The organism is Devosia sp. A449, assembly GCF_054489375.1.
In genome coordinates this window covers 97,004-122,328 of sequence record NZ_JBTMWU010000005.1, presented here as the reverse complement: position 1 = coordinate 122,328, position 25,325 = coordinate 97,004, and the positions used below count along the sequence as shown (strand labels likewise).

Below are 25,325 nucleotides of genomic sequence, written 5' to 3'. Positions count from 1 at the left end.
GGAAAACCATGCTAATATTGACGCCTTCGATTGGGGCAGCGACACTGACCCAGAATTAGACCGCTTCGGACCCCTCATGCCTGTACTCAACCGCATCGCCGAATTTCATGACGAAATCACCGCCTGGCGCCAGGATTTCCATGCCCATCCGGAAATTCTCTATGACGTGGTGCGGACTGCCGGCGTGGTCGAAAGCAAGCTCAAGGAATTTGGCTGCGACGTTGTGGAGACGGGAATCGGCCGTACCGGGGTGGTCGGCATCATCCATGGACGCAGCAACAAAAGCGGTCGCACCATCGCGCTGCGGGCCGATATGGACGCGCTGCCGATAACCGAAAAAACCGGCAAGGACTATGCCTCGACGGCGTCGGGCAAGATGCATGCCTGCGGCCATGACGGCCACACCGCCATGCTGCTGGGCGCGGCGAAATATCTGGCCGAAACGCGCAATTTCGACGGGCGGATCGCTTTGGTGTTCCAGCCGGCCGAAGAAGGCGGCGCCGGTGGCAAGGCGATGCTGGATGACGGGCTGGTCGAGCGCTTCGGCATTGATGAATTTTACGGCATGCATAATTGGCCGGGCATGCCTCTGGGCCATTTCGGCATTCGCGTCGGCGGCATCATGGCGGCGACCGACCGCTTCTATATCGACATTACCGGTCAGGGCGGCCATGCGGCGCGGCCGCAGACCACCATCGATCCAATCATCGTCGCGGCCAATATGATTGTCGGGCTGCAGTCGATCGTGTCGCGCAATGTCGACCCGATGGCCAATGCCGTGCTGTCGGTGACCATGGTCGAGGCCGGCGAGGCCGATAATGTGATTTCCCGCACCGCGAAAATCACCGGCACGGTGCGCACGCTGGATGGCAGCGTGCAGGATCTGATCGAGGAGCGGCTGAACCAGTTCGTGCCGCAGCTGGCCAAGAGTTTTGGTGCCGAAGCCAGCATCCGCTATGCGCGCGGCTATCCGGTGACGGTGAACGCCCCGGCGCAGACCGAGTTTGCCGCCGAGGTGGCGCGCGAGGTGGCTGGCGTCGACCGCGTTGACGCCGACGCTCCACCATCGATGGGCGGCGAGGATTTTTCCTTCATGCTCAACGAGCGCCCCGGCGCCTATATTTTCCTCGGCAATGGCGACAGCGCCGAATTGCACACCGACGGCTATGATTTCAACGACGCGGCGATCCCAGCCGGCACCAGCTATTGGGTGCGGCTGGCCGAACGGGCGTTGCCGGTGGGGTAATTTCCCCCATCTGGATCGACAAATGGACTTAGCGACGAGCTAAGTCCGAACTCGCTTCCCGCCCCAAAGGGGGCGGGTGACATCGTAGCCGTGGCGGCGGCTTGCCCCATTCCAGTGTTCAGAAGCCCATTTTGCCCAAGCTGACAAAAATCACCCCGGTCCTGCTCATCTTGCTGATTTCCAGCTTTGGCGGCTGGATCGCCACGCTGCTGGGACTGCCGGCGGGCTGGTTGATGGGTGGGGCGCTGGCGGTCACGGCGGCGGCGATGGCTGGGGTTAACATCAACCTGCCCGATTGGCTGCGGGACGTGACCTTCGTGCTGATCGGCATGTCGATGGGGGCCAGCGTGGCGCCGGACAGCCTGACGCTGATTGCCAGTTGGCCGATCAGTCTGGCCGGGCTAGTGCTGGAGCTGGTGCTGATCATCTGGCTGACCGGCTGGATGCTGGTGCGGGTGTTCAAGCTCGATGCGGGCACCGCCTATCTCAGCTCGTTTCCCGGGCATTTGTCCTTCATTCTGGGGATCGCGGCGGCCGGAGTGGGCGATTCGCGGCAGATCGTCATCATCCAGGTCATCCGCATCCTGATGCTGACCATTGTGGTGCCGCTCGGCGCGATGTTTCTGCCGATCGATCATTTGCCCCAGGTTGTGGCGACGGATTTTCTCGATATCGGACAATTGCTGGCACTGGCGGCGGGCTGCATTGCTGTCGGAGTGGTGTTCATTCGGCTCAAGGTGCCGGCCGGTTTCGTGCTCGGCTCCATGGCCGCGGCCACCGGGGCCAAGCTCGGCGGACTCTATATCGAGGCCATGCCGCTGCCGCTGGTGACGGTGACCTTCATCCTGACCGGCGCACTGATCGGCTCGCGGTTTTCCGGCATTACCTGGCCCGAATTCGCGGCGGCGGCCAAAGGCGGCCTGATCGCCACCATCATGACGGTAGGCATCGTCACCGTGATTGCCTATGGGGTGAGCCTGTTGGTCGACATGCCGTTCGGCCAGATCTGGCTGGGGCTGTCGCCGGGCGCGCTGGAAGGCATGGGTGCGCTGGGCATCGCGCTGGGCTATGACACCGCCTTTATTGCCTCGCACCATGTCATCAGACTACTGCTGCTCAGCTTTGCCATTCCCACCGTGGTGGTGCTGATCCGGCGGCGCGAGGCCGCCACATTTGCCCGCCAGAATGCGTCGTAATCGGAGAACACGCCATGATCAAAACCATTGCCCTGCCCCTTATCCTGGGCGCCCTGCTGACCGCGCCCGCCCTAGCCGCGCCGATCTGTTCGGGCAGCTTTGCGCTAAGCAAAGACCTGCACAGCGAGGCCGACATCAACGCCTACAATCTCCGCACGCTGCAAAGTCGCGGCATCGACGCCACCGCCTCTGAAATCTGGGGCGGCTGCATCCGCGCCTGGGTGCGCGGGCCCGATGGCAGCCAGCAGATGCAGTTTTTCGAACCGCTGAATTACCAGCGCGTGGAATAAGGGGGCGACCCGCTCCCCTAATCTCGATGTCATCCGCGCCTTGAGCCGGGACCCATCCTGAGATTTCGAGATAGCCCCCGGCTCAAGGCCGGGGTGCACCATTTCCCTTAGGCTATCGCAATAAAGCCGTAGCCATTGGCGCCCAGTTCCAGCGTCGTGCCGTCCAGCGCAGCATTGTGCGAGACCGCCTCCAGCGCGCCGCCCTCGGCAATCGACAGCGTATGCGGCTCAGCCGATAGATTGAACACACAGAGCAGCGTTGCCCCGTCCAGCGTGCGGGTAAAGGCCAGCACCGGCTCGGCGGTCTTGCGGAAGGCGATATCGCCGGTCAGCAGCGCCGGATGCTGTTTCCGCCACGCCAGGATGTTTCGGTAAAACGCCAGCGTTGAATCCGGGTCCGCATTCTGGCTGGCGACATTGAGCGCCGACTGGGCATATTTGACCGGCAGCCACGGCGTGCCGGTGGTGAAGCCATTGGGGGCATCGCCCTCGTCCCACGGCATCGGCGTGCGACAACCGTCGCGGCCCTTGTCCTCGGGCCAGAAGCGGATGCCGCGCGGATCGGTCAGCTCCTCGAACAGAAGATCGGTTTCCGGCAGGCCGAGTTCCTCGCCCTGATAGAGACACACCGAACCCTTGAGCGACAGCACCAGCGCCGCCGTCTGCCGCGCCAGATCGACCGGCGACTGGCTATGCTCGGCCCAGCGGGTCATGTGGCGCGGCACGTCGTGGTTGGAAAAGCTCCAGCACGGCCAGCCATCGGGACCAGCCTTGAAGAACTGCTCGATGCGGCTGCGGAAATGGGCGGCGGTGAATTGCGGCCCGAGGAAATCAAAGCCGTAGCACATATGCAGCGTGTCGCCGCCGGCGGTATATTGCGCCATCAGTTGCACCGACTGGTGGCTGTCGCCGACTTCGCCGACCGAGGTGGCGCCGGGGAATTCATTCAGCAGCAGCCGGACGCGCTTGAGGAAGTCGACGTTTTCCGGCTGGCTCTTGGAGTATTTATGCTCCTGCATGTCATAGGGATTGACCGCATAGGGCAGATGCTCGTCGCGCTTGTTGGCGGGATTGGAGCGCAGCTTGGTGTCGTGGAAATAGTAATTGACGGTGTCGAGGCGGAAGCCGTCGATACCGCGCTCCAGCCAGAAGCGCATGATGTCGAGCACTGCCTGCTGCACATCCACATTGTGGAAATTCAGGTCGGGCTGGCTGGCGAGGAAATTATGCAGATAATATTGCCCCCGCGTCGGGTTCCACTCCCAGGCGCGGCCACCGAACACGGCCGGCCAGTTATTCGGCGGCGAGCCATCGGGCAGCGGATCGGCCCAGACATACCAGTCGGCCTTGGCATTGGTGCGGTTGAGCCGAGATTCCTGGAACCAGGGATGCAGGTCCGAGGTGTGGCTGACCACCTGATCCATGATCACCTTGAGGCCGCGGGCATGGGCCTGCGCCACCAGGCTGTCGAAATCATGCAGCGAGCCGAACAGCCGGTCGACCTCGCGATAATCGGACACGTCATAGCCCATATCGGCCTGCGGCGACTGGGTGATCGGCGAGAGCCAGATGCAGTCGACGCCGAGGCCGGCGATGTGATCGAGCCGCGCGATAATGCCGGGCAGATCGCCGACACCATCGCCATTGCTGTCCTGAAACGAGCGGGGATAAACCTGATAGATTACCCCGCCGCGCCACCACTCGGTCATATCCGACTCCAGTCTGTTGTTGGGCGAAGGCTAGCTTGTCGCGGCGCCGAAGGGAATCGTGCGTTGCGCAAGAGGGGGATGCGCCTGTCGAACACGCGGCTCCCTATTCGTCGTGTCGGCAATGAGCAGAGGAGGCCAGTATGGTGCATATCTTGCGGGCGGCGGAGCGAGCGCCAAGCCCGAGCCGGACGATCCGGTTCGAGGGCGATGCCTATGGCACCGGGATCTCGTTCTTCTCGGTCGACAATGACCCCGGCCAGGGCCCGAAGCTGCATATCCACCCCTATCCCGAAACCTGGATCGTCAAATCGGGGCGGGCGCGCATCGTCGCCGGCGACGAGACCTTCGAGGTCGGCCCCAACGATATCGCCGTGGTCCCCGCCGGCGTGCCGCATAAATTCACCAATCTGGGGCCGGACCGGCTGGTGATGTTTTGCGTGCACGCCGCCGGGACGATGGTGCAGGAGAATTTGGAGTAGCGGCCTACACCACCGCGCTGATCAGCGGCTCCCCCGCAAAATGCGCATCCAGATTGGCCACCAGCAGTGCTCCCATGGCGTCGCGGGTCTGCACCGTGGCGCTGCCCTGATGCGGCGAGAGCACCACATTGTCGAGGGCGAAAAACGCCTCGGGCACCTGGGGTTCGTCTTCGAACACGTCGAGCGCCGCGCCGCCGAGGCCGCCATTCTGCAATAGCTCCAGCATGGCCGGCTCATCGATCAGCGTACCGCGGGCGACGTTGACCAACATGCCCTTGGGGCCAAGCGCTTCCAGCACCTCGCGGCTCACAATCCGCTCGGTGCCCTTGCCACCCGGCGCAATCAGCACCAGCCAGTCGCAGTCCCGCGCCATGTCGAGCAGGCTGTCATAGAACACATGCGGCTCGGCGGGCTGGCGCTTGCGGCCATGATAGACGACGCGCATTTTCATCGCCTGGGCGCGGGTGGCGATTTCCTTGCCGATGCGGCCGAGACCGAGAATGCCCACAGTCTTGCCGGTCAGTTCAGAGAACAGGCCCATATTGCCGGCCGGCCATTTACCCTGCCGCACATATTGATCGGCCTGCGGAATGCGCCGCGCCAGCCCGATCATCAGCCCGATGGTGAGTTCGGCCACCGCATCATTGAGCACGTTGGGCGTATTGGTGACCCGGATATTGCGGGCCTTGGCGGTCTTGGTGTCGATATTGTCATAGCCGACGCCGAAGCTGGAGATGATTTCAAGATTGGGCAGCGCGTCCATCAAGTCGGCCTGCACGCCGGAGCCGGCATGAGCGCGGATGCGCGCGCCATTGGCAGCCAGCCAGGCTTTGGGATCGGCCTGCTCATGCAGCTTGTGGACAGTGTAGCGCTCGGCCAGCGCCGCTTCGCAACTGGACAGCAGCTTGCCAGTCTGGAGAATTTCGATGGTCATGGGCGGACTCGTTGAATCTGGTATGGCAGCACCATAGGGCCGGGGCCGTCGCTGACAAGGGCGCATGTCAAAACTTAGCCCTTGCGCTAAGTGTTCAGTATTTTATACTTAGCCATATGGATCAGTATCAAAACCAGCTCGACGGCATTTTCCAGGCCTTGGCCGATCCGACGCGGCGGGCGGTGATCGGGCGGCTGGGGCGCGGGCCAGCCAGCGTGGGCGAACTGGCTTCGCCCTTTGCCATGGCCCTGCCCTCGTTCATGAAACACATCCAATTGCTCGAACAGACCGGGCTGATCCGCACCAGCAAGACCGGCCGGGTACGGACCTGCGAAATCGACCGCACAAGGCTGGCCGCCATCGATGGCTGGCTTGAGCAACAGCGGGCGATCTGGACGGATCGCACCGACCGGCTGGACCAGTTCGTCACCCAACAGAAGGAAGCCAAGCCATGAATTTCGATCCGAAACGCGACCTCGAAATCAGCCGCATCATCAAGGCGCCGCGCGCCAGTGTGTGGGAAGCCTGGACCACGCCGGCGCAATTCGAGAAATGGTGGATACCGGCGCCGACACTCTGCCGGGTGGTCAGCATGGATTTGCGGCCGGGCGGCGCGCTGACCACGGAAATGTCCGAGGACGGCAGTGTTTTCACGCCGCATCTGGCAGCCTGCTATCTCGATCTCGAACCCGGCCGCCGGCTGGTATTCAGCACCGCCATGGTCGAAGGCTGGCGCCCGGCTGACGCCCCCTTCATCAGCATGACCGCGGTGGTGACGCTGGACGACGATCCCCAGGGCACCGCCTATCGCGCCGTGGTGAAGCATCAATCCGACACCGCCCGCGACCAGCATGAAGCACTGGGCTTTCACGATGGCTGGGGCACTGTGGCGGCGCAGTTGGCAGCGCTGGTGGAACGCTAGAACAGGCCCCTGCATAACCGCGATGTCATCCCGGCCTTGAGCCGGGATCCATCCTGAGATCTCGAGATGGGCCCCGGCTCAAGGCCGGGGTGACACCGTGCGTGGGACAAATCTTGCCCCCGCCCCCTCACAAACTCAAAATATACAGCCATCCCGAAATGGTCAGCGCCGAGGCAATTGTCGCGATCAGGATGGTGTTGGCCGCCACGCTCACCCCGCGGTTGTAGTAGGTCGCAAAAATATAGACGTTGATGCCGGCCGGCATGGCCGACAGCAGGATGCCATAGCGGGCAATGTCCATCGGCACCCGCAGCACCCAGATCATCAGCACATAGGCGATGGCGGGGTGGACGATGAGCTTGATCACCGAGGCGACCAGCGCCTGTTTCCAATTATCGGACAGCTTGAACTCATTGAGCGCGCCACCAATGCCGAACAGGGCGGCGGGCACCACGGCCTGGCTCATCATCCGGAAAAACGCGTCGGCCGGCTCGATCAGCGTGAGCCCGGAAAAATAGCCGATCATCCCGGCGGCAATGCCCCAGATCAGCGGATTGGAGCCGATGCGCTTGAGCGCCACCAGCAGCGTCTTGCCCAGCGGCTGGCCGTCGCGGCGCATCAATTCGATGGTGAGCATGCCGGTGGTCAGCAGGATGGCGCCATGCAGGCCGATGATCGACAGCACCACCGGGAGCGCTTCAACCCCATAGGCGCGCTGCATGATCGGCAGGCCGACCAGCACGGTATTGGTGAAGGTGCCGGAAAACGCCACCGAAACTGCTTCGCCGGGGCTGTTGCGGAAGATCTTGAGGGCGATAACGATGCCGAGCGCAAAGCAGATCAGCGCCCCGAGATAAAACGGTCCGATAATGCCGATATTGAAGGCGGAGCTGAAATCGCTGGTGATCAGCGAGTGGAACAGCAGGCAGGGCGTGGCGAAATTATTGACGAAGGCAATCAGGCTCTTGATGCCCTCGGCCGGAAACAGGCGGAAGCGCACGGCGCCGAAGCCGAGCCCCATCAAGGCAAAGATGGGGATGATGATCGAGACAATGGCGAGCATGGGCCGGGGTTCCGGGGTCGGAGGGCGGTCCTGCCTACCCCTCGGCTGCGCCCCGGTCAACGCCGATCTTGTATGGAAGATTCACAAGCACCGCCTCGCGCAATAACGAAACTCGAAACCTTCACAAACGAAATTGAAACGCGTAGAAACGAAAGCAATAATTGGAGACAGAGATGGCCAGCAGCAACAGCGTCGACATTTTCGTCATTGGCGGCGGCATCAATGGCGCCAGCGTGGCGCGTGACGCGGTGGGGCGCGGCTATTCGGTAGCACTGGCCGAGATGAATGATCTGGCCTCGGGCACCTCCTCGGCAGCGACCAAGCTGGTGCATGGCGGGCTGCGCTATCTCGAACATTACGAATTCCGCCTGGTGCATGAGGCGCTGGCCGAGCGCGAAGTGCTGTGGGCCGAAGCCCCCCACATCATCAAGCCGCTGCGCTTCGTGCTGCCGCACCACAAGGGGCTGCGCCCGGCCATGGTGCTGCGCGCCGGGCTGGCGATGTATGACTATATGGGCGGCCGCCGCCTGTTGCCGCCGACCAAGACACTGGATTTGACCCGCCACGAAACCGGCAAGCCGCTGAAGCCGGGCTATCGGCTGGGCTTTGAATATTCCGACTGCTGGGTCGATGACGCGCGTTTCGTGGTGCTCAATGCCCGCGACGCCGCCGACAAGGGCGCGGCCATCCATGTGCGTACCAAGGTGACCAGTGTTCGCCGCGATGCGGGCGGCTGGCTGGTCGAGCTGGATGGCGAAGCCGGACAGCAGAGCGTGCGGGCCAAGCTGGTGGTCAATGCCGCCGGGCCGTGGGTGGATCAGGTGATCACCGGAGCGATGGGCCAGACCGGCGCGCATAATGTGCGGCTGGTCAAGGGCAGCCATATCGTGGTGCGCAAGCTCTACGACCACGATCGCTGCTACATGTTCCAGAACAGCGACGGCCGCATCATTTTCGCCATCCCCTATGAGGATGACTTCACCCTGATCGGCACCACCGACCAGGATTACACCGGCGACCCGAAGGACGTGAAAATCTCGGCGGCGGAAACCACCTACCTGCTGAGCGCCGCCAGCGAATATTTCGCCAAGCCGGTGACAGAGGACCAGATCGTCTGGAGCTATTCCGGCGTACGGCCACTATTCGACGACGGTGCCAGCGCCGCGCAGGAAGCCACGCGCGACTACGTGCTCAAAGTGGATGGTGATGCGGCCAGCGGCGCGGCGATCAATGTGTTCGGCGGCAAGCTGACCACCTCGCGCCGACTGGCGGAATCCGTGCTGGAAAAAATCGAAAGCGTGCTCGGCAGGAAGGGCAAGGCCTGGACCAAGACCTGCCGCCTGCCCGGTGGCCAGTTCGAACCACTGGCTTTCGACGCCGAGGTTCGCCGCCTCGGCATGGCTTATCCCGACATGCCCGCCGGCCTGCTGCGCCGGCTGATGCGGCTCTATGGCACAAAGGCCAAACTGGTGCTGGGCGACGCCACCGACATCGGCGGATTGGGCCAGCATTTCGGCGCCGATCTTTACGCCGCCGAGGTGGATTATCTCATTGCCAATGAATGGGCGCGGACGGCACAAGATATCCTGTGGCGCCGCACCAAGCTGGGGCTGCGGGTGAACGGGGACGAGGTCGCCGCGCTGGAAGCGTATTTGGCAACACACACCCTTCCCTTCTCCCCTTGAGGGAGAAGGTGGCGCGCAGCGCCGGATGAGGGGTTGCATCCACACGCATTGAAGCGATGGGATGACGCGGAACCCCTCACCCTGGATTTCTGCTGAACGCAGAAATCCGGTCCCTCTCCCTCAAGGGGAGAGGGGAAGACGGAGTCGGAGGAGAGAACTATATGAGCGGCTATATTCTGGCGATCGATCAGGGGACCACCTCGAGCCGGGCCATCGTGTTTGGCGCGGACCGCACCGTCGTGGGGGTGGGGCAGAAGGAATTCACCCAGATCTTTCCGCAGGATGGCTGGGTCGAACATGATCCCGAGGAAATCTGGGAGAGTGTCGTCTGGTCGGTGAAAACCGCGCTCAAGGCGGCCAAGGTGGACGCCTCGGCCATCGCTGCCATCGGCATTACCAACCAGCGCGAGACCACGCTGATCTGGGACCGCGCCAGTGGCAAGCCGATCTACAATGCCATTGTCTGGCAGGACCGGCGCACCGCCGCCTATTGCGCACGGCTGAAAAAAGCCGGGCACGAACCGCGCATCACCAAAAAGACCGGCCTGCTGCTCGATCCGTATTTTTCCGGTACCAAGGTCAAATGGCTGCTCGACAAGGTGAAGGGTGCGCGCAAGCGGGCCGAGAAGGGCGAACTCGCCTTCGGCACCGTCGACAGCTTCCTGATCTGGCGGCTAACCGGCGGCAAGATGCACGCCACCGACGCCACCAATGCCAGCCGCACCCTGCTGTTCGATATCGGCAAAAATCAGTGGGACAAGGACCTGCTCGCCCTGTTCGAAGTACCGGCTTCGCTGCTCCCCGAGGTCAAGGATTGCGCCGATGATTTCGGGGTGACCGACGCAAAGCTGTTTGGCGCTGAAATTCCTATCCTCGGCGTGGCGGGCGACCAGCATTCCGCCAGCATAGGGCAAGCATGCTTCAAGCCGGGGCTGGTAAAATCGACCTATGGAACGGGCTGTTTCGTGCTGCTCAATACCGGCCCCGATCTGGTGCGCAGCAAAAACCGCCTGCTGACCACCATCGCCTATCGGCTCGATGGCCAGACCAGCTATGCCCTTGAAGGCTCTATCTTTATCGCCGGCGCGGCGGTGCAGTGGATCCGTGACGGGCTCAAACTGGTCAAGCATGCCAGCGAGACCGGTCCGCTCGCGGAAAGCGCCGATCCGAGCCAGAATGTCTATATGGTGCCGGCCTTTGTCGGTCTTGGCGCGCCATGGTGGGATGCCGAAGCCCGCGGCGCCATTTATGGGCTGACCCGCAATTCCGGCCCCGCCGAAATCGCCAAGGCGACATTGGAAGCGGTGTGCTACCAGACGCGCGACCTGCTTTCGGCCATGCGCAAGGACTGGAAAGGCAATGGAAACACGGTGTTACGGGTCGATGGCGGCATGGTGGCGTCGGATTGGACCATGCAGTTTCTTGCCGACATTCTTGATGCCCCGGTCGACCGCCCGATGATCCTCGAAACCACCGCGCTCGGCGCAGCATGGCTGGCCGGCTCGAAAGCCGGCGTCTGGCCGGGCATGGAAGAATTCGCCGCCAGCTGGGCCCGCGACAAGCGCTTTGAACCGAAAATGGACCCGACAGAGCGCCAGCGCAAGGTCAAGGGCTGGGACATAGCAGTGCGAAAAACCCTGACAAGCTAAAGGGTTAGGCCCTAGCCACGCCAGGCATCAAAACTGCCGCCGGCGATCATCGCCCAATACAGCTTGCCGCCGGGGCCACGCGCGGCGGCGAGGCCGAATTCGACAAAGCGGTGACTGAGCAACGTGCCGCGATGGCCGGAGGAATTCATCCAGCCCTCCAGCGCGCCCTGCAGATTGGTATAACCCTTGGCGACGTTCTCACCCACCGCACCAGTATAGCCCGCCGCCGTCACCCGCTGCCGCAGCGTGACGCCAAGGTCATGACTTAACTCGTTTTTTTGCGCCATCAGCCGCGCCTGGGCGCGGGCGGCTGCCTCGAGATTGCCGTTGTAAGTCCAAGGCGGCGCGCCATTGGCGGCGCGGACGGCGTTGATCGCCACAAGGATTTCAGCGTCGGTCAGGGTTTCGGGCGTGCTGGCCCCCTTGGGCACCATGGGGATGGTGGCGGCGCAGGCGGAAAGTGCCGCAGCGGCGCCGAGCACGAGGAAGCCGCGACGGGTGGTGTGAAGCATGGTCGGTCCGGAGTTAGGCCTGATCATAGGCGCTGAGCAGCAGCGGCAGCACCGCCAGATCGATGGTGATGGGCTTGCCGGCCGCCAGATCCCAGCAGGCACTCAGCGCCGCATGGGCGCAAGCCCAGCCGAGCACGCGCTTGCGGGCAAAGCCGAGACGGGCCTCGAATTCATCGGCCAGCGCCTTGATGCGGCGCGGATCGGCGACCAGCGCCGGCGCGCCGATGGGATTGCGGAAGACATTGGCGACCTCATAAAGCGGATCGCCGAGCAGGCCCTTGGGGTCGATGGCGAGCCAGCCGCGATCGGACGACATGATGTTGTCGTGGTGCAGATCGCCATGCAGTGGCAGCTGCGCGCTGGGCCGGTCGAACAGCCGCAGCGCGATGCCGCTGGCGCGAGCATAGAGGTCGCGCGCGGTGTGGGGCCAGACGCGGGCATCGGTGTCGAACAGGGCCTGGAAGCGCTCGCGCAGCGGCTCCAAGTCCTCGGGCATGCCAGCGCGAGGCCGGTGCAGATTGGCGACCAGGGTGCAGAGCGCAATGGTGGCATCGGCATCATGTCCGGCGCGGACGGCATCGCCCAGCGTGCCGCCATCGAGCCATTCCATGAAGATGGTATCGCCATGGATATCGAAGACGGTGGCCGCGCCCTCCCCGTCATACCAGTTCATCAGCATGGCGCCGCGCCGCTCCTCTTCGGCCGCAGCCGGCTTGAGGATTTTGAGGGCGGCGAAGTTGCGGCCATTCTGCTCGACGCGGAAAATGACGCTGCCGGCGCTTTCGGCGACCAGCGACGATTTGGTCAGGGACCAGCGGATCATGGCGCGATTAAGCGCGGTTTCTATGGGCGACTGATTCATTGTCGCCATTAGAGCAGAAGGCGCGCCCGGTTTCGACGGGGTGGACGAAAAATGCCGCCAATCTTCATGCAAACGTGATGCTAACGCCTGGGTAAGCCTGCCAATTGGCCAGATGGCAACCCTAACGACAGAAAGCTCTGGCCCGGCAAGGACTGGTTAGCCCCGCCGGCGTAGGGTGATCAGACGCGAAGCCAAGTCCGACAGGGAGGAGCTTGCGATGACGCATCAACCTTATGATGACCGGCGGGAACCGGCCGAACTCGCCGATATCCTTGCCGCCGACGAGGCGCATCCGAGCCTTGGCCGGCAGATCTTCAACGGGCTGAGTGGCCTGCTGGTGCTGCTACTGACAGGGGTGGTTATTGTGTTGATGGTGCTGTGGAAGTCGCCGTAGGCGGCAGCTGAATTATCAGTCGACACCCTCCCCCTTGCGGGGAGGGATCAAGGGTGGGGGTGGTTTGGCCCCAATATTGGGGCTCTCATACCCCCTCCCTGTTCGATCACGGAGTTAGTAGGCTAACTCCTATCTCGCTTCCCTCCCCGCAAGGGGGAGGGTGAACCCGGTGGACGGGGCGAGGGTGAGATCGCTGGCTACTTAATCCGATACGCGTCCTTCGCCGCCTGGTAGCTCAGATGCTTGGCGATATCGCGGGCCGTGGCTTTGGTGATGCGGTTTTCACCGACCCAGCGGCCGAGGAAGCCGCAGACTTCGCGGCGCCAGACGTCGTGGCGGGCGGGGATCGACAGCAAAGCGCGGGTGTCGTCGTTAAAGCCGGCCAGATTGTAGAAGCCGGCGGTTTCCACCACCTGATCGAGATAGCGACGAATACCCTGCGGGCTATCGTGGAACCACCAGGGCGGGCCGATCATCAGGCTGGGCCAGTAGCCGGCCATTGGCGCCATTTCGCGGGCATAGGTGGTTTCGTCGAGCCCGAACATCAGCAGCCGCAGATTGGGTTCGTTGCCGCATTTCGACAGCAAAGCCCGCAACCCGTTCACAAAATCGGTGGGGCCCGGAATATCGGCGCCCATATCGGTGCCGCGTTCGGCCATCACCAGCGGATCGGTGTTGCGGCGCGAGCCGGCATGGATTTGCATGACCATGCCATCCTCAACCGAGAGCAGCGCCATTTCGGTCATCATCTGGGCGCGGAACAGCTCGGCATCAGCCGCGTCATGCTGGCCGGCCAGCACCTTGTCGAGCAGTTCCTGCTTTTCCGGCCCGCTCAGATCGGCGGTATTGGCAGTTGGCACGCCATGGTCGGTGGCGACTGCGCCGAAGCGACGGAAATATTCGCGGCGATTGCGGTGGGCATTGATCAGCCCGGCCCAGGTGGCGATGTTTTCGCCAGTGATCTCGCCGAATTTCTGCAGGTTGTCGACGATGTTGGCGCGGCTGGGATCGGTCACGTCATCGGGGCGATAGGTGGTGCGGACCCGGCCGATCATGCCGTCGGCTTCCATCTTCTGGTGATGCACCAGCGGGTCAAGCGCGAATTCGGTGGTGGCGATGACTTCCACCCGCGCCCGGTCAAGCAGCGCATGCGGCAGCAGATCGGGGGTGGCGAGCGCCGCGTCGATGGTGTCGTAAATGGCGTCGGCCGTGCTGGAGGACAATTCCTCCTTGAGGCCAAAACCCCAGTCGAGCGAATGGTCGATCCAGGTCTTGGATGGGGTGCCGGCGAACAGGTAATAATTGGCGGCAAACAGGCGCCACGCATCGCGGCCAGCGGCGACCGGCTTGCCATCCTTGCGGGGCACGCCGAGATCGTCATAGCTCAGGCCCCGGCTGCGCAGCATGCGCAGCACATAATGGTCGGGCGTCAAAAACAGCGCTGCCGGATCGGAAAAGCGCTGATTATTGGCAAACCACGACGGATCGGTATGCCCATGCGGACAGATCAGCGGCAGGTCGGCCACATCGGGATAGAGCTCGCGCGCGATGGTCTGGGCGGGCTCGGAAGCGGGGAACAGGCGGTCGGGATGAAGATGGGTCATGCGCTATTTTTGCCATGATCCGCGCGGCAGATCAATCAGCTTCCATACAAGATTCGCATAGGCGGCATTTTAGCTAAATTAACTGCAATGGGAGGATGGCGTTCGTGCCCGGGAGGGGTCGGGCTAGTCTTATCGATAGCGGGTGAGAAACAGCGCGAACGCGGCTGCCCAGGGCTCATTTTCGGTCGTTTTGACCGATGATTGAGGGGTGATCTCATGGCGCATATCGATAGCAGTGGACTGGATAGCGGGTTGCTCCTGGCGCGCAAGCAGGCGCGGCAATCGGCGCATGTGCAGCGGGCCCAATTGATGCTGCTGGCCGCCGGCATGGCCGCCATCGGGATCGTCGCGGTGGCCGCCGCAATGATGACCACAGTTTTTTAGACAGGATAGCGCTGAACCACTAGGGTGCGCCCGGGGAGAACACCGGCTGCCAATGCGAATCCTGCTTGTCGAAGACAATGAAGACCTGGGCGAGGCGATTGAAAAACGCCTGCGCAGCGCCGGCCACTCGGTGGAATGGGTGCGCGACGGCAATGACGTGGTCGGGGCCGCCGAAGGTGATGATTTCGACGCGGTGGCGCTCGATCTGATGCTGCCCAATCGCGACGGCATCGGGCTGATCGCCGAATTGCGCAAACGCAAATTCAATGCCCCCATTCTGGTGATCACCGCCCGCTCGGAAATCGACGACAAGGTGAGCCTGCTCGATCTGGGCGCCGATGATTATCTGGTCAAACCCTTCGATCTGCGCGAGCTGGAAGCGCGGTTGCGGGCGCTGATCCGGCGCACCGGCGGGCAGACCACCAGCACGCTGGGCGTCGGCAATCTCGAAATGGATCTGGCGGGTCTCAATGCCAGTGTCGGCGGGGCGCCGCTGGAACTGGGGCGGCGCGAATTCCGCTTGCTGGAAATTCTGGTCACCCATGCCGGCAAGGTGGTGCCCAAGGAGCGGCTGATGAACCAGTTGTTCAATTTTGACGAGTCGGTATCGGTCAATGCGCTAGAGCTGCACATCTCTCGACTGCGCAAGAAACTGGAAGCATCGGATGTGGAAATCGGCACCGTGCGCGGGGTCGGCTATGTGGTGCGGGCGCCGCATGGGTAGTCGGTCTCATGGCGCCCACTAAATCCTTCTCCATCCGCCGGCGCATTCTGGCGCTGGCGCTGGCGCTGTTGCTGGCGGCGGCGGTGGTGCTGATCGTGTTCATTCGCGATTATGCCGAGCGGGCGGCAGATCAGGCGTTCGATCGGCTGCTGGCGGCATCGGCGCTGACCATTGCCGGGGCGGTGCAGGTCGAAAACGACACGGTGATTGTCGAGCTGCCTTTCGCCTCGTTCGGCATGTTTTCCGGGCGCGACCGGGTGTTCTATGCGGTGGAAGACCCGAGCGGGCGGGCGGTGACTGGCTATGAAGATCTGTCGGTGGCACTGCCGGAGTTGGCCTCTGCGGGACCCGTGTTTGCCGACACCATCTATCGTGGCGAACTGGTGCGGGTGGCCAGTGTCGGGCGGCTGACCTCGTCGGGCGGCGATGCCGATTGGGTGACCATCCACGTCGCGGAAACCCAGGCAGAGCGCGAGGCGCTGGCGGCGGAAATTCTCGGCAACGCCATCGTGCCGGTAGTGGCACTGACGCTGCTGGCCATTGCGCTGGTGTGGTTCGGCATCGGGCGGATGTTCGCGCCGCTGTATCAGCTGGAACAGGAATTGCGCGGACGGGCGCCGGATGACCTATCGCCAGTGGATGTGCCGGTGCCGGTGGAGGTGAGCCAGCTGGTCTCGGGCCTCAATGCCTTCATGGCGCGGCTGGGCAGCGCCATGGAGCGGGTCACCGGGCTGGTGGCCGAGGCCGCCCATGAGGTGCGCACGCCGCTGGCCTCGCTGCGGGCGCAGGCCGAAGTGGCGATGGATGAACAGGACCCCGAAGCGCTGCGCAAGCGGGTGCGGCGCATCCATCAGGGCGCGGTGCAGGCCAGCCAATTGGTCAGCCAGCTGCTGATGGAAGCGACGGTGTCGCATCGCCTGGAAAATCAGGAAACCGACACGGCGGCGTTTGGTGCGGTGGTCGAAGAGGTGCGGCAACGGCTCGATCCCGATCAGGCCGGCAGACTGATGGTCGCCCTGCCCGATGCCGTGGCGACGGCAATCGTGCGCGGTGACCGGGTCGCGCTGCGCGAGATGGTGCGCAATGTGGTGGACAACGCCTTGGTGTATTCGGATGGGCCGGTGGAAATCGGCGGCAGCATGAATGAGGGGCTGATCACCATGGCGGTGCGCGACCGGGGGCCGGGCATCGCAGCGGCGGAAAAGCCGCTGGTGCTGGAGCGGTTCAAACGCGGCAGTGCCAGCCGGAGCACCGCCGGCTCGGGGCTGGGGCTGTCCATCGTCAAACGGGTGGTCGAGGCGCATCGCGGCGCGCTGCGGCTACTGGACCGTCCCGGCGGCGGGCTGGTGGTCGAGATCGACCTGCCGCTGGCGGGACGCAAGGGCAAGGCCGAGCCGAAGCGGCGGGCGCTGGGCAGCATGGCGGTAGCCCTGCTTGGCCTGCTGCTGCTCGATCCGCGCGGGGCGCAGGCGGCCTCATCGACCTACCCGGCGCCCGATGGCAGCAGCAACACGGTGCTGACCATTGTCGGCACCACCGATACGCCGCTGTTTGTCGGCTTCGTAGCAGGGTTTCAGGCGCTCTACCCCAATGTGACGGTGGAGTATGACGAGCAGGATTCCCTGCCGATGTATGAGAATTTCCTCTCCGGGGCGATGCCGCCGCCGGACCTACTGATCAGCTCGGCTGCCGATCTGCAGATCAAGCTGGCCAATGACGGTCATGCCATGGCCTATGACAGCCCCTGGCTGGGCGGGCTGCCCGACTGGGCGCATTGGCGCAATGAGGTGTTCGGCTTCACCTTCGAGCCGGCGGTGATCATCTATAATCCGGGCCGCATCAGCGCCGCCGAGGTGCCGCGCACCCATCTGACGCTGGCCGAATTGCTGGAAACCCAGACCGAGCGTTTCCGCGGCGCGATTGCCACTTACGACATTGCCGTTTCCGGCGTGGGCTATCTGCTGGCGTCCCAGGACCAGGTGATTTCATCCAATTTCTGGCGGCTGGCGGCGGCGTTCGGACGGGTGGGCGCGGTGTTTTCGGGCTCGAGCCCGGCCATTCTCAATGGCGTTGCCGATGGCTCGCTGGCGCTGGGCTATAATGTGCTGGGCTCCTACGCCTTTGCCCGCAAGGCGGCGGGCGCCGAAATTGAAATCGTGGTGCCGGATGACTATGTGCTGGTGCTGACGCGCGCCATGCTGATCCCGCGCGACGCGCCGCATCCCGAATTGGGCAAGGCGTTTGTCGACTTTGCCCTGTCGCCGACCGGGCAGGCCATCGCGGCGGGAGCGACGGCGCTGGGTTCAGTGGTGCCGGGCGCCAGTGGTGAGTGGACCAGCGAAGCCATCGCCGCGCGCGGGCGCGGGGTGATCCAGCCGGTGGCGCTGGGGCCGGCGCTGATGGTGTCGCTGGACCAGCAGCGGCGGAAACGCTTCCTCGACAGCTGGGGCGAGATTGTTTCGCCCAAGCCGTGAGGGCCAATAAAGCCATGACAGACATGCGCATTACGCATGGATAAGACCTAAGTTGCACAATATTGGCAAATATTCGGGGTTTTTGAGGGTTAACGCCAAGATAACCACACGGAACGCATAGCTGCCCTGTCCTTTGCACCCTAGTAAAGCGGCAGGGGTGAGCCCATCTTCCTAGTCATGAAAGCGGCCCGGCAATTCGGTTGGGTCACAAGAGGAACTGGCACTATGAGCACCCCCCGTAAGTCGTTTTTTTCGACCCTTGGCACCTTCGTTGAAGTTTTCGGCAGCGCAACTGCTGTCTCCAACGCTGTCGAGGCAGGCCGTGCTCCGCAGGCCAAGCACTTGCGTAACCTGGGTATCGATCCCGACGCTTTCCGTTCGATCGGCCGGTAGCAATCCGGCGAGCGCTGGTTGCTTCATCCCTCCTGAAGCCCAGCCCGCCGCCTGAGTGATCAGGCTTGCTCCGTCGCTGTGGCGCGCCGCTCTCCTCCCTGTGTGCGGCCCGCGCCTTGCGGATGATCTGACGTGAGAAAGCCCGGATCCCTTGAAAAGGGCATCCGGGCTTTTGTTATTTCTGGGTTGGGTGATCAGTCTTCGTCGCTGGCCAGTTGGCCGAGTACGGCACCCTTGCCGCGCAGGCGGAGCCAGAGCGGCACCAGCACGGCGGCGGCGGCCAGCGCATAGAGCGTCAGCGCGATCGGCGACTGGATCAGCACCATCGGATCGCCCTGGCTGATGGCGAGACCGCGCCGGAGCTGTTGCTCGGCCATCGGCCCCAGGATCAGCCCGACCACCACCGGGGCGATTGGGTAGTCGAAGCGCCGCAGCAGATAGCCCAGAATACCGAAGGCCAGCAGCAGCATCAGCTCGAACGAGAAGCGGAACGGCCCCAGATGCCCGGACATGGCGCCATTGGCGCCCAGCGTGCCCAGCGTAGCGAACACCAGAATGCCGCCATAGAGCCACGGCTTGGGGATCGACAGCAGCTTCACCCACAGCCCGATCAGCGGCAGGTTGAGCACGATCAGCATGAAGTTGGCGACCAACAGGCTGGCGATCAGCGCCCAGACCAGGCTGGCATTGTTGGTGAACAGCAGCGGGCCGGGCTGCAGGCCGAATTGCTGGAACCCGGCCAGCATGATCGCCGCTGTAGCGGTGGTCGGCAGGCCCAAAGTCAGCAGCGGCACCAGCGTACCGGCGGCGGAAGCATTGTTGGCCGCTTCGGGACCGGCGACGCCTTCGATGGCGCCATGGCCGAATTCCTCGGGCTTTTTGGCGAAGGTCTTTTCGGTGCTGTAGGACAGGAAGCTGGCGACATCGGCGCCGCCGGCCGGCATGGCGCCGATGGGAAAGCCTACCGCCGTGCCGCGCAACCACGGCATCCAGCTGCGCTTCCAGTCTTCCTTGGTCATCCAGACCGAGCCTTTGACGGAGAGGACTTCGTCCTTGACCTGGCTACGGTCGGCGGCGGTCTTGAGGGTTTCGCCAATGGCGAACAGCGCCACGGCCAGCGTGGTCACCTCGATGCCGTCGAGCAGATCGGGAATGCCGAAGGAGAGCCGCGCCTGACCGGTTTGCAGGTCAATGCCGATCAGGCCGAGGCCCAGACCGATGAACAGCGCAGTGAGCCCGCGCAACGCCGAGTCGCCGAAGGCGGCCGACACGGTGATGAAGGCCAGCACCATCAGGGCAAAATATTCGGCGGGGCCGAAGGCCAGCGCCATCTTGACCACCCAGGGCGCGACAAAGGCCAGCGCCAGCGTGGCGATCAAACCAGCGACGAAGGAGCCGATGGCAGCGGTGGCGAGGGCGGGACCGCCCCTGCCTTGCCTTGCCATCTTGTTGCCCTCGAGCGCAGTGACGATCGAGGCGCTTTCGCCCGGCGTATTGAGCAGGATGGAGGTGGTCGAGCCGCCATACATGCCGCCGTAATAGATGCCGGCAAACATGATCAGCGAGCCGGCCGGATCGAGCTTGTAGGTGACGGGCAGCAGCAGCGCCACGGTCAGCGCCGGGCCGATGCCGGGCAGCACGCCGACGGCGGTGCCCAGGGTCACGCCAATCAGCGCATACATCAGGTTCTGCCACTGGAGTGCGGCAACCAGGCCCTGCGCGAGAAGTCCGAAAGTATCCATGTCAGCTAGGGTCCGATCAGGGAATAAGCCGTTCGAGCGGCCCGGATGGCAGCGACAGCTGCAGGCCCTTGGCAAAGAGGAACCAGACGATGAAAGCGACGACAGCCCCGATGGGGATGGTCTTCCACAGCGGTCCGCGGCCAAAACCCTTGGCGGTGAAGGCGAACAGAATGCCGGTCGCCAGCGAGAAGCCGATGGTGGACAGCAGCAGGATTTGCGCAATCAACCCGGTGACAATCCAGATGATCGGCACGAAATTATCATCAGCGCGGGCCGGAAAGGCGCCCCGCAGCGCCGACACCACGGTGCCGACGGACAGCGCCAGCAAGCCAGTGGCGATGACATAGGGGAACACGGTGGGGCCGACCTTGGCCTGGATCGGGGGGACCCGCATCTGGCTGGTCTGCCAGATGATGACCGCAGCGATGCCTGCCAGAATGGCCGCTATGACAAGCGCCGCCCCATCGGGGCGGCGCGAGAGGTTGGGTTGGCCTAAGCTCATTCGACCAGGCCAATGTCTTTCAGGATGGCTGCAGTGGCTTCCGTATCGGCAGCCAGCTGGGCGGTGAACGCGTCGCCAGCCAGATAGGTATCGACCCAGCCCTTGGTTTCGAGCGTGGCCTTCCACGAAGCCGAATTCACCATCTTTTCGATGTCAGCGGTGATGGCGGCCTTCTGCTCGTCGGTGATGCCGGGAGCGGCAGCAACCATGCGCCAGTTCTGCAGGTCCATATCGACACCGGCTTCACGCAGGGTCGGTGCATCGACGCCCGGGATGCGGGTGTCGCTGGAGACGGCGAGCAGGCGCAGTTCGCCGGCATCGATCTGAGCGGCAAACTCGGAATAGCCCGAGATACCGACAGTCACCTGGCCGCCCAGCAGGGCCGCAAGGGCTTCACCACCGCCCGAATAGGCGATGTAGTTGACCTGCGTCGGGTCGACACCAACGGTCTTGGCGATGAGGCCAGCCGTGATGTGATCGGCGCCACCGGCCGAACCGCCAGCCCACGCCACAGCGCCCGGCTCAGCCTTGAGCTTGGCCACCAGGTCATCCATGGTCTTCAGCTCGGAAGCGGCAGGGACGACGACGACGACGGCTTCACCGGTGAGGCGGGCAATCGGGGTCACCATGTCGAGGGTTACAGGCGAAGCGTTGGTGAGGATGGCGCCAACCATCACATAGCCACCGACGATCAGTGCATTGGCGTTGCCTTCGTCCTGATTGACGAACTGGGCGAGCCCGATGGTACCGCCGGCACCAGGAACGTTGGTCACCTGGACATTGCCCGAAATGCCGTCAGCCTGGAGGGCCTCCTGCATGGAACGGGCGGTCTGGTCCCAGCCGCCGCCGGGGGCAGCAGGCGCCATGATGGTGTAGTCGGCAGCGAAAGCAGGAACAGCCATTGCGCTCGAAATCAGCGCGGCCAGAAGCAGCTTGTTCATAAGTCCTCCCATATCAAAATCCGGAACGTCGTTGCGTTCGTGACAGGCAGACTAGGCTGGGGTCCCTGTCACCGTCCTGTCACCACGGCACGAAACGCCATGCGACTTCGGTCCGAGTGGATATTTCACCACCAGATTGCGCCAGCAGACGGGCAATTGCAACGGGGCGCGCGTGCCCCCCTCGCCTCTCACACCCAGCGGGTCATCCCGGCCTTGAGCCGGGACCCATCCTGAGATGGCTTCACCGGCATGATCTCGAGATGGGCCCCGGCTTTCGCCAGGGTGACATCGTGGCTGGGGTTAATACGTCGTCCGCCCACCCGACAGATCAAACACGCTGGCCGTGGTAAAACTATTCTCCTTGCTGACCAGCCAGGCCACCATGGCCGCAGCCTCATCGACTTCCAGAAACCGCCCACGCGGGATGCGCACCAGCATATAGTCGATGAATTCGGGGGTCAGGGTTTCCAAAATCCGCGTCTTGGCAGTGGCCGGGGTGATGGCGTTGACCGCGATATCGAACTTGGCCAGTTCCTTGCCCAGCGATTTGGTGAGGCCGATGACGCCGGCCTTGGCCGCCGAATAGGCCGACAGATTGGGATTGCCCTCCTTGCCCGCCACCGAGGAAATATTGACGATGCGCCCATAATTGCGCGCCTTCATCGAGGCGATCATCACCTTGTTGACGTAAAAAGTGCCGTTGAGATTGACCTCGACGACGCGCCGCCATTCCTCGGGATCGTAGTCCTCCAGGCTGGCATTGGTGCCGGCAATGCCGGCCGAATTGACCAGAATCGAGACCGGCCCCACCTGCTGCTCGACCTGGGCATGGGCGGCGACGAGGCCGGGATAGTCGGTAATATCGACCACCACACTGGACGCAGCGGCCCCCAGCGCCGCAATGGCCTGCGCCAGAATGTCGGCATCGCGATCCCACAGGCTCACCTTGGCGCCGCTGTCGATCAGCCGCTGGGCAATGGCAAAGCCGAGGCCCTGCGCGCCGCCGGTGACGACGGCGACCTGTCCATCAAGATCGATCTGGTTCATTGGGGAAGACTTTCACTGGCAAGGAATTAGCACCGCACGATAGAGCGCCGCGCCCGACTTGCCATCCCCAATCTGTCTCAAGCCTTGCCCGGATCACTGTCGTCAAAATGGCCCCATTCGGTGAAGATGCCGCCGACCAGCCGATTGCGCGAATTATCCGGATCAAGCGGTTCGCGCGGATCGGGCGTGCCCAGTTCGAGCGAAGTGTGGCTGGCAGCCCAGCCGAAATCGGGGTCCGGCGCGTTGACGAAAAAGGCATTGGGATTGTTGGAAATGCCGTACATCGTGCGATGCCCCAGGCCGGTCATATCGAGCGCGTGATCAACCAGGCCAGCCAGATCATCGCGGTTGAACCATAGCCGCGCCTCACGCGGAGTGCCCGGCTGACCGGCGGTGCAGATGCGGATATTGAGACATTCGATGCCGAACTTGTCGAAATACAGCCGGCTCAGACTCTCGCCAAAAGCCTTGGAGACGCCATAGAGCGAATCCGGCCGATACGGCGCGTCGACGGCAATCGGCACCTCGGCGGTCGGGTACATGCCCAGCGCATGATAGGACGAGGCAAAGATCACCTTTTTGACGCCAGCCAGACGGGCCGCCTCGAAGATATTGTAAGTGCCGATGATGTTGGCTTCGAGCACGGTCTGCCAGCCGGCCTCCTTGGCCATGCCGCCGAAATGCACCACCGCGGCAATGTCCTGGTTCATCAGTGCATCGACCGCTGCCCGGTCGGCCAGATCGGCGAGACTTATCTCGCCCCCATCGGCCGCCGGCACGATATCGGTGGGCAGATAGGCCCGGCCCTGCTGCCCAAACCACTGGCGCAAATGCGTTCCCAGCCGGCCCGAGGCACCCGTCAGCAGAATTTTAGCCATGCGTCAGTTCCTCAGACGGCGCATCGGCGCGCAGGCGGGGATCGGGACGGGGAACGGCGCTGATCAGCGTCTTGGTATAGTCGTGCTGCGGCCGCTCGCAAATCTGCGCCACATCGCCGATTTCGACGATTTTGCCATTCTTCATCACTGCCACCCGGTCACAGAAATAACGGATGACCGAAATGTCGTGCGAAATGAACAGATAGGACAGCCCGAATTCGGACTGCAGATCGCGCATCAGGTCGAGCACCTGATGGCGCAGTGACACGTCGAGCGCCGAAGTCGGTTCGTCGGCAATGATCAGGCGCGGTCGCACCGCAACGGCGCGGGCAATGGAAATGCGCTGGCGCTGGCCGCCGGAGAAAGCATGCGGATAGCGGTCGCCAATGTCCGACGGCAGGCCGACGCGTTCCAGCAATTCCTGCACCCGGTCCTTCATCTGGGTTTCGCTCATCCTGGTATTGGTGCGCAGCGGCTCGGAGATGATCTGATAGATGGTCATGCGCGGATTGAGCGAGGAATGCGGGTCCTGAAAGATCATCCGCACTTCGCCATAGAGCGACTTCATCCCCGCCTTGCCCAGCGAGGCGATATCGACCGAACTGCCATCGCCGCGCCAGTAATTCACCTGCCCACCGGTGGGGGTATAGACGCGCAGCAGGGTGCGACCCAGCGTGGTCTTGCCGGAGCCGGACTCCCCGACCACGCCCACCGTCTCGCCCTGATTGATGGTGAGGCTGACCCCGTCAATCGCCTTGAGATAGGCGGTAGGCCGACCGAAAAAGCCGGCATTGAGCGGAAAATGCAGCGCCAGATCGTTGATCACGGCGATGGGCTTTTCGGCTTCAGGCCGCTCGGGGCGCGGCGCCGGGGTTTCGAGCTTCAGCACCGAGCTGAGCAGCGCGCGGGTATAGGGCTGCTGCGGGCGGGCGAACAGGTCGAAGACATTGGCCTCTTCCACCTTCTCGCCCCGGAACATCACCATCACCCGGTCGGCAATCTGAGCGACGACGCCCATGTCATGGGTGATGAACAACACCGCCATGCCCCGGTCGCGCTGCAATTCGCGGATCAGCGACAGGATTTCGGCCTGGGTGGTGACGTCGAGTGCCGTGGTCGGCTCGTCGGCAATCAGGATTTCGGGATTGCACGATAGCGCCATGGCGATCATGGCGCGCTGGCGCATGCCGCCGGAAAACTCGAAAGAATAGCGATCCAGCGCCGCGTCCGGATTGGGGATGCGCACGCGGTCAAGCAAAGCAGCGGCGCGTTTGCGGGCCTCGTCCTTGCTGATCTTTTCATGCAGCAGAATGGTCTCGATGATCTGGTGGCCGATGGTATGAACCGGCGACAGACTGGTCATCGGCTCCTGAAAAATCATGGCGATGCGGCGCCCACGAATCTGGCGGATTGCCGGGCCGCTATTGCCCAGCGCCACGATATCGACCGAACCGGTCTCGGTGGTCAGCTCGATCTTGCCGGCGGTGATCTCGCCCGGCTTGGGAACGAGCTGGAGGATGGCGCGGGCGGTGACGGATTTGCCCGAACCGCTTTCCCCCACGACGCACAGCGTCTCGCCGCGATGCAGGTCGAAGCTGATATCCTTGACCGCATGCAGCACCGATTTGTGCATCGGGAACTCGACCGAGAGATTGCTGATCTTCAGGATCGGCGCGGCAGTGTCGATCATGGCAA

25 protein-coding genes are annotated in these 25,325 nt (G+C 63.3%); 13 read left to right on the top strand and 12 right to left on the bottom strand.

Going from position 1 to position 25,325, the window contains the following annotated elements; translation table 11 throughout:
- Positions 1–76: 76 nt before the first annotated feature.
- The 3 genes from ACX3OW_RS14740 to ACX3OW_RS14730 all read left to right on the top strand — a co-directional run bounded on the left by ACX3OW_RS14740 (position 77) and on the right by ACX3OW_RS14730 (position 2,732).
- Complete coding sequence (locus tag ACX3OW_RS14740; protein ID WP_459096550.1) at positions 77–1,246, top strand: M20 aminoacylase family protein; 1,170 nt, start codon at positions 77–79, stop codon at positions 1,244–1,246.
- Between the two features lie 131 nt (positions 1,247–1,377).
- The gene (locus ACX3OW_RS14735; protein ID WP_459096549.1) at positions 1,378–2,442 is read left to right on the top strand and encodes an AbrB family transcriptional regulator; all 1,065 of its coding nucleotides are present in this window, start codon (positions 1,378–1,380) and stop codon (positions 2,440–2,442) included.
- 14 nt (positions 2,443–2,456) lie between these two features.
- Positions 2,457–2,732, top strand: a complete 276-nt coding sequence (locus ACX3OW_RS14730) for a hypothetical protein (RefSeq protein ID WP_459096548.1) — start codon at positions 2,457–2,459, stop codon at positions 2,730–2,732.
- 107 nt (positions 2,733–2,839) lie between these two features.
- Here the strand turns inward: ACX3OW_RS14730 and ACX3OW_RS14725 are convergent, their stop codons facing one another.
- A complete protein-coding gene (locus ACX3OW_RS14725; protein ID WP_459096547.1) occupies positions 2,840–4,441 on the bottom strand; it encodes an alpha-glucosidase family protein in 1,602 nt (533 codons plus the stop codon).
- A gap of 140 nt (positions 4,442–4,581) precedes the next feature.
- Between ACX3OW_RS14725 and ACX3OW_RS14720 the strand changes: the two genes are divergently transcribed.
- Entirely contained in the window at positions 4,582–4,920 is a 339-nt protein-coding gene (locus ACX3OW_RS14720) for a cupin domain-containing protein (RefSeq protein ID WP_459096546.1), read from the top strand.
- Positions 4,921–4,924: 4 nt separating this feature from the next.
- On the opposite strand, the gene ACX3OW_RS14715 is transcribed toward ACX3OW_RS14720, so the two are convergent.
- A complete protein-coding gene (locus tag ACX3OW_RS14715; protein WP_459096545.1) occupies positions 4,925–5,854 on the bottom strand; it encodes a 2-hydroxyacid dehydrogenase in 930 nt (309 codons plus the stop codon).
- 116 nt (positions 5,855–5,970) lie between these two features.
- Between ACX3OW_RS14715 and ACX3OW_RS14710 the strand changes: the two genes are divergently transcribed.
- Together ACX3OW_RS14710 and ACX3OW_RS14705 are read left to right on the top strand one after the other, a co-directional pair.
- Positions 5,971–6,309 (top strand): ArsR/SmtB family transcription factor, encoded by a 339-nt coding sequence (locus ACX3OW_RS14710; protein ID WP_459096544.1) that lies wholly within the window; start codon positions 5,971–5,973, stop codon positions 6,307–6,309.
- Positions 6,306–6,776 carry an SRPBCC family protein gene (locus ACX3OW_RS14705; RefSeq protein WP_459096543.1) on the top strand — a complete coding sequence of 157 codons (471 nt, stop codon included), beginning with the start codon at positions 6,306–6,308 and terminating at the stop codon, positions 6,774–6,776. Before ACX3OW_RS14710 ends, ACX3OW_RS14705 begins: the two co-directional genes overlap by 4 nt.
- A gap of 127 nt (positions 6,777–6,903) precedes the next feature.
- On the opposite strand, the gene ACX3OW_RS14700 is transcribed toward ACX3OW_RS14705, so the two are convergent.
- Entirely contained in the window at positions 6,904–7,839 is a 936-nt protein-coding gene (locus ACX3OW_RS14700; RefSeq protein WP_459096542.1) for an AEC family transporter, read from the bottom strand.
- A gap of 173 nt (positions 7,840–8,012) precedes the next feature.
- On the opposite strand from ACX3OW_RS14700, the gene glpD reads away from it, so the two are divergent.
- Together glpD and glpK are read left to right on the top strand one after the other, a co-directional pair.
- The gene (glpD, locus tag ACX3OW_RS14695; RefSeq protein ID WP_459096541.1) at positions 8,013–9,524 is read left to right on the top strand and encodes a glycerol-3-phosphate dehydrogenase; all 1,512 of its coding nucleotides are present in this window, start codon (positions 8,013–8,015) and stop codon (positions 9,522–9,524) included.
- 161 nt (positions 9,525–9,685) lie between these two features.
- Positions 9,686–11,173 carry a glycerol kinase GlpK gene (glpK, locus tag ACX3OW_RS14690; protein ID WP_459096540.1) on the top strand — a complete coding sequence of 496 codons (1,488 nt, stop codon included), beginning with the start codon at positions 9,686–9,688 and terminating at the stop codon, positions 11,171–11,173.
- A gap of 11 nt (positions 11,174–11,184) precedes the next feature.
- Here glpK and ACX3OW_RS14685 read toward each other — a convergent pair whose 3' ends face one another.
- Together ACX3OW_RS14685 and ACX3OW_RS14680 are read right to left on the bottom strand one after the other, a co-directional pair.
- On the bottom strand, positions 11,185–11,685 hold the full coding sequence (locus ACX3OW_RS14685) for a CAP domain-containing protein (RefSeq protein ID WP_459096539.1): 501 nt from the start codon (positions 11,683–11,685) through the stop codon (positions 11,185–11,187).
- Positions 11,686–11,698: 13 nt separating this feature from the next.
- A complete protein-coding gene (locus tag ACX3OW_RS14680; protein ID WP_459096538.1) occupies positions 11,699–12,508 on the bottom strand; it encodes an aminoglycoside phosphotransferase family protein in 810 nt (269 codons plus the stop codon).
- 256 nt (positions 12,509–12,764) lie between these two features.
- Here ACX3OW_RS14680 and ACX3OW_RS14675 point away from each other — a divergent pair, with 256 nt between their 5' ends.
- Positions 12,765–12,941, top strand: coding sequence for a hypothetical protein (locus ACX3OW_RS14675; RefSeq protein WP_459096537.1), 177 nt, complete (start codon positions 12,765–12,767; stop codon positions 12,939–12,941).
- Positions 12,942–13,138: 197 nt separating this feature from the next.
- Here ACX3OW_RS14675 and uxaC read toward each other — a convergent pair whose 3' ends face one another.
- Positions 13,139–14,545, bottom strand: a complete 1,407-nt coding sequence (gene uxaC, locus ACX3OW_RS14670; protein WP_459096536.1) for a glucuronate isomerase — start codon at positions 14,543–14,545, stop codon at positions 13,139–13,141.
- A gap of 216 nt (positions 14,546–14,761) precedes the next feature.
- Here uxaC and ACX3OW_RS14665 point away from each other — a divergent pair, with 216 nt between their 5' ends.
- The 4 genes from ACX3OW_RS14665 (at position 14,762) to ACX3OW_RS14650 (ending at position 18,520) form a co-directional block, all read left to right on the top strand.
- Complete coding sequence (locus ACX3OW_RS14665; RefSeq protein WP_459096535.1) at positions 14,762–14,929, top strand: hypothetical protein; 168 nt, start codon at positions 14,762–14,764, stop codon at positions 14,927–14,929.
- A 52-nt stretch (positions 14,930–14,981) separates the two neighbouring features.
- Complete coding sequence (locus tag ACX3OW_RS14660; protein WP_459096534.1) at positions 14,982–15,653, top strand: response regulator transcription factor; 672 nt, start codon at positions 14,982–14,984, stop codon at positions 15,651–15,653.
- An 8-nt stretch (positions 15,654–15,661) separates the two neighbouring features.
- Positions 15,662–18,127 (top strand): sensor histidine kinase, encoded by a 2,466-nt coding sequence (locus ACX3OW_RS14655; RefSeq protein ID WP_459096533.1) that lies wholly within the window; start codon positions 15,662–15,664, stop codon positions 18,125–18,127.
- A 225-nt stretch (positions 18,128–18,352) separates the two neighbouring features.
- The gene (locus ACX3OW_RS14650; RefSeq protein WP_459096532.1) at positions 18,353–18,520 is read left to right on the top strand and encodes a hypothetical protein; all 168 of its coding nucleotides are present in this window, start codon (positions 18,353–18,355) and stop codon (positions 18,518–18,520) included.
- Positions 18,521–18,714: 194 nt separating this feature from the next.
- Here the strand turns inward: ACX3OW_RS14650 and ACX3OW_RS14645 are convergent, their stop codons facing one another.
- The 6 genes from ACX3OW_RS14645 to ACX3OW_RS14620 form a co-directional block, all read right to left on the bottom strand.
- Positions 18,715–20,262: a tripartite tricarboxylate transporter permease gene (locus tag ACX3OW_RS14645; RefSeq protein ID WP_459096531.1), complete on the bottom strand. Its 1,548-nt coding sequence runs from the start codon at positions 20,260–20,262 to the stop codon at positions 18,715–18,717.
- 16 nt (positions 20,263–20,278) lie between these two features.
- Entirely contained in the window at positions 20,279–20,764 is a 486-nt protein-coding gene (locus ACX3OW_RS14640; RefSeq protein ID WP_459096530.1) for a tripartite tricarboxylate transporter TctB family protein, read from the bottom strand.
- Entirely contained in the window at positions 20,761–21,705 is a 945-nt protein-coding gene (locus ACX3OW_RS14635; RefSeq protein ID WP_459096529.1) for a Bug family tripartite tricarboxylate transporter substrate binding protein, read from the bottom strand. The genes ACX3OW_RS14640 and ACX3OW_RS14635 overlap by 4 nt, the downstream gene beginning before the upstream one ends.
- Positions 21,706–22,005: 300 nt before the next feature.
- Positions 22,006–22,752: an SDR family NAD(P)-dependent oxidoreductase gene (locus ACX3OW_RS14630; protein WP_459096528.1), complete on the bottom strand. Its 747-nt coding sequence runs from the start codon at positions 22,750–22,752 to the stop codon at positions 22,006–22,008.
- Between the two features lie 77 nt (positions 22,753–22,829).
- Complete coding sequence (locus ACX3OW_RS14625; protein ID WP_459096527.1) at positions 22,830–23,630, bottom strand: NAD-dependent epimerase/dehydratase family protein; 801 nt, start codon at positions 23,628–23,630, stop codon at positions 22,830–22,832.
- Complete coding sequence (locus tag ACX3OW_RS14620; protein WP_459096526.1) at positions 23,623–25,320, bottom strand: ABC transporter ATP-binding protein; 1,698 nt, start codon at positions 25,318–25,320, stop codon at positions 23,623–23,625. The genes ACX3OW_RS14625 and ACX3OW_RS14620 overlap by 8 nt, the downstream gene beginning before the upstream one ends.
- Between the last annotated feature and the right edge of the window lie 5 nt (positions 25,321–25,325).

Bases quoted from the DNA above. Each gene is read 5' to 3' on its own strand.
- ACX3OW_RS14740 (WP_459096550.1), top strand. From the start codon at position 77: ATGCCTGTACTCAACCGCATCGCCGAATTTCATGACGAAATCACCGCC.
- ACX3OW_RS14730 (WP_459096548.1), top strand. From the start codon at position 2,457: ATGATCAAAACCATTGCCCTGCCCCTTATCCTGGGCGCCCTGCTGACC.
- ACX3OW_RS14725 (WP_459096547.1), bottom strand. From the start codon at position 4,441: ATGACCGAGTGGTGGCGCGGCGGGGTAATCTATCAGGTTTATCCCCGC.
- ACX3OW_RS14720 (WP_459096546.1), top strand. From the start codon at position 4,582: ATGGTGCATATCTTGCGGGCGGCGGAGCGAGCGCCAAGCCCGAGCCGG.
- ACX3OW_RS14715 (WP_459096545.1), bottom strand. From the start codon at position 5,854: ATGACCATCGAAATTCTCCAGACTGGCAAGCTGCTGTCCAGTTGCGAA.
- ACX3OW_RS14710 (WP_459096544.1), top strand. From the start codon at position 5,971: ATGGATCAGTATCAAAACCAGCTCGACGGCATTTTCCAGGCCTTGGCC.
- ACX3OW_RS14705 (WP_459096543.1), top strand. From the start codon at position 6,306: ATGAATTTCGATCCGAAACGCGACCTCGAAATCAGCCGCATCATCAAG.
- ACX3OW_RS14700 (WP_459096542.1), bottom strand. From the start codon at position 7,839: ATGCTCGCCATTGTCTCGATCATCATCCCCATCTTTGCCTTGATGGGG.
- glpD (WP_459096541.1), top strand. From the start codon at position 8,013: ATGGCCAGCAGCAACAGCGTCGACATTTTCGTCATTGGCGGCGGCATC.
- glpK (WP_459096540.1), top strand. From the start codon at position 9,686: ATGAGCGGCTATATTCTGGCGATCGATCAGGGGACCACCTCGAGCCGG.
- ACX3OW_RS14685 (WP_459096539.1), bottom strand. From the start codon at position 11,685: ATGCTTCACACCACCCGTCGCGGCTTCCTCGTGCTCGGCGCCGCTGCG.
- ACX3OW_RS14680 (WP_459096538.1), bottom strand. From the start codon at position 12,508: ATGATCCGCTGGTCCCTGACCAAATCGTCGCTGGTCGCCGAAAGCGCC.
- ACX3OW_RS14675 (WP_459096537.1), top strand. From the start codon at position 12,765: ATGACGCATCAACCTTATGATGACCGGCGGGAACCGGCCGAACTCGCC.
- uxaC (WP_459096536.1), bottom strand. From the start codon at position 14,545: ATGACCCATCTTCATCCCGACCGCCTGTTCCCCGCTTCCGAGCCCGCC.
- ACX3OW_RS14665 (WP_459096535.1), top strand. From the start codon at position 14,762: ATGGCGCATATCGATAGCAGTGGACTGGATAGCGGGTTGCTCCTGGCG.
- ACX3OW_RS14660 (WP_459096534.1), top strand. From the start codon at position 14,982: ATGCGAATCCTGCTTGTCGAAGACAATGAAGACCTGGGCGAGGCGATT.
- ACX3OW_RS14655 (WP_459096533.1), top strand. From the start codon at position 15,662: ATGGCGCCCACTAAATCCTTCTCCATCCGCCGGCGCATTCTGGCGCTG.
- ACX3OW_RS14650 (WP_459096532.1), top strand. From the start codon at position 18,353: ATGAGCACCCCCCGTAAGTCGTTTTTTTCGACCCTTGGCACCTTCGTT.
- ACX3OW_RS14645 (WP_459096531.1), bottom strand. From the start codon at position 20,262: ATGGATACTTTCGGACTTCTCGCGCAGGGCCTGGTTGCCGCACTCCAG.
- ACX3OW_RS14640 (WP_459096530.1), bottom strand. From the start codon at position 20,764: ATGAGCTTAGGCCAACCCAACCTCTCGCGCCGCCCCGATGGGGCGGCG.
- ACX3OW_RS14635 (WP_459096529.1), bottom strand. From the start codon at position 21,705: ATGAACAAGCTGCTTCTGGCCGCGCTGATTTCGAGCGCAATGGCTGTT.
- ACX3OW_RS14630 (WP_459096528.1), bottom strand. From the start codon at position 22,752: ATGAACCAGATCGATCTTGATGGACAGGTCGCCGTCGTCACCGGCGGC.
- ACX3OW_RS14625 (WP_459096527.1), bottom strand. From the start codon at position 23,630: ATGGCTAAAATTCTGCTGACGGGTGCCTCGGGCCGGCTGGGAACGCAT.
- ACX3OW_RS14620 (WP_459096526.1), bottom strand. From the start codon at position 25,320: ATGATCGACACTGCCGCGCCGATCCTGAAGATCAGCAATCTCTCGGTC.